Source organism: Halanaerobium congolense, assembly GCF_004366375.1.
Classification (GTDB): Bacteria; Bacillota; Halanaerobiia; order Halanaerobiales; family Halanaerobiaceae; genus Halanaerobium; species Halanaerobium congolense.
In genome coordinates this window covers 1-1,701 of the sequence record NZ_SOEF01000083.1, presented here as the reverse complement: position 1 = coordinate 1,701, position 1,701 = coordinate 1, and the positions used below count along the sequence as shown (strand labels likewise).

The following is a 1,701-nucleotide window of genomic DNA, read 5'->3' as shown; positions in this document are numbered from 1 at the left end:
GATTATACTTTATTATGGTGAGAGTTACAATAGAAAATCTTTTTATGTCAAGAATATATTAACCTACTCACCATAATCTTTTCCTCTACATAATGTCTCAGGGCATGAGGTCCATGTTTTTTCTTATCCAGATTAGAAATTTTTGCTTTATTTAAATAAAATGAAACTATGCTGTGCAGTGTTGGCTCTTTTAACTTATCATAAGGCTGATTTATACAAATAAAAATATACTGGAGTTCTGATTCTGGACGCCCAAATTTAAGATAATCAATAATTGCATTACCCACTTCTGTTAAAAGAGGTAGTTCAACTGTCCTAGCTGTTTTTGTCTGTTTAATTCTAATCATATTTTGTTTCCAGTTAATATTTTCAAATTTTAATCTGCAGATATCAGAAGTTCGTAATCCAAGTCTTGCTGCCAGCAGCATCATCGCATAATCTCGTTTACCTTTGGGATTTGCTCTATCTACTGATTTAAGCAGCCTTTTAATTTCATCTTTGGTATAGGTGGTTGGTAATTTTCTTTCTTTTTTGTAACTACTTTTTGGAATAATATATGAAAAATCAATTAACACTATTTCATTCTGATAAAGATATTTTAGAAATCCCCTAAGAGTGCTGAACATATTATGGATTGTGGCTTTAGAATATATTCCCAGATTATTAATGAATTGAAGTATATGCTGACTTTCTAGTCTGTTTAAAGAAATTATATTATTTGCTTTCAGGTGATCTAAAAATCTTAATAAATAAATTTTTTTGCTTTCCAGTGTTTTTGCTGCAAATCCTCTAAGCTTAAGGTGTTCTAGATAGGTTAAAATAATTTTACCTATCTCTCCATCAAAGTTATACTTTTTAGAGACTGATCTAAATTTAATTACACCCGTAGCCTGAAATTCACTGGTTACATTTGCTATTCTAATAAGGTCTTTTTCTTTTCTGCATAGGTTTTCATAGGGGCGATTTTTCATTATACTGGATATGAATTTTTCTCCTACCTGAGAATTATAAAATTCAATAGAGTTTTTGGTCATAAAGTCATTTAAAAGCTGCCAGCCTCTCTGATATTTTAATTGTGTAGCTCTTTGGTAGGATAGACTTTTAAGATGCACCCCCAGTTCTGATATTAGTTCCTGAAGTTTTTGTTCTCTTTTCATTTGCATTTTCCTCTCTATAATATTTAGGCTTTTGCCTTAACTAATTATAGAGTAATTATGTAAAGTAAACCAGCAGTTAATTTTGACAGAACAATATTATTTTTAAATACTTTACATAATCATATACTTTGCATAACCCTTGCTGGCAGCGTCATATGGCTTAGTATGAATTAAGGTAATACCTAAAGAAGCACAGGCAAAATGGAGATTATCACTGCGATAAACCTTACCATTGTCAACATAAAGTAGTTTTGGGATACCTCTTCTTAAAAGAGCTTCAGAGAGTACCTGCTGTACAGCAGAAAATTTCTCTGTCGTTAAGAATTTTGCATAAGTAATAATTCTGGAACAGTCATCAATAAAAGCAAAGAGAAAGGTTTTAACTTTTTTGCCATCCAGGTTGAGATAAGGTCCATACATCTCATCGCCCTTATTCCGACATCGGAATAAGGGCGATTATCCCGATAAATTAATTATTCCGATTTTCGAGCAAGTATCTTGATAAATAGTTATTAACATTTATAAAAATCGGGATAAATTTTTT

General features: G+C 31.1%; 1 protein-coding gene and 1 pseudogene. Both read right to left on the bottom strand.

Annotated features, from left to right (window positions below; translation table 11 throughout):
- Nucleotides 1–47: 47 nt before the first annotated feature.
- Nucleotides 48–1,157: a tyrosine-type recombinase/integrase gene (locus C7954_RS13505; protein ID WP_208320704.1), complete on the bottom strand. Its 1,110-nt coding sequence runs from the start codon at nt 1,155–1,157 to the stop codon at nt 48–50.
- 135 nt (nt 1,158–1,292) lie between these two features.
- Nucleotides 1,293–1,589: pseudogene (locus C7954_RS13500) on the bottom strand (DDE-type integrase/transposase/recombinase); the annotation flags it as partial.
- Nucleotides 1,590–1,701: the final 112 nt, after the last annotated feature.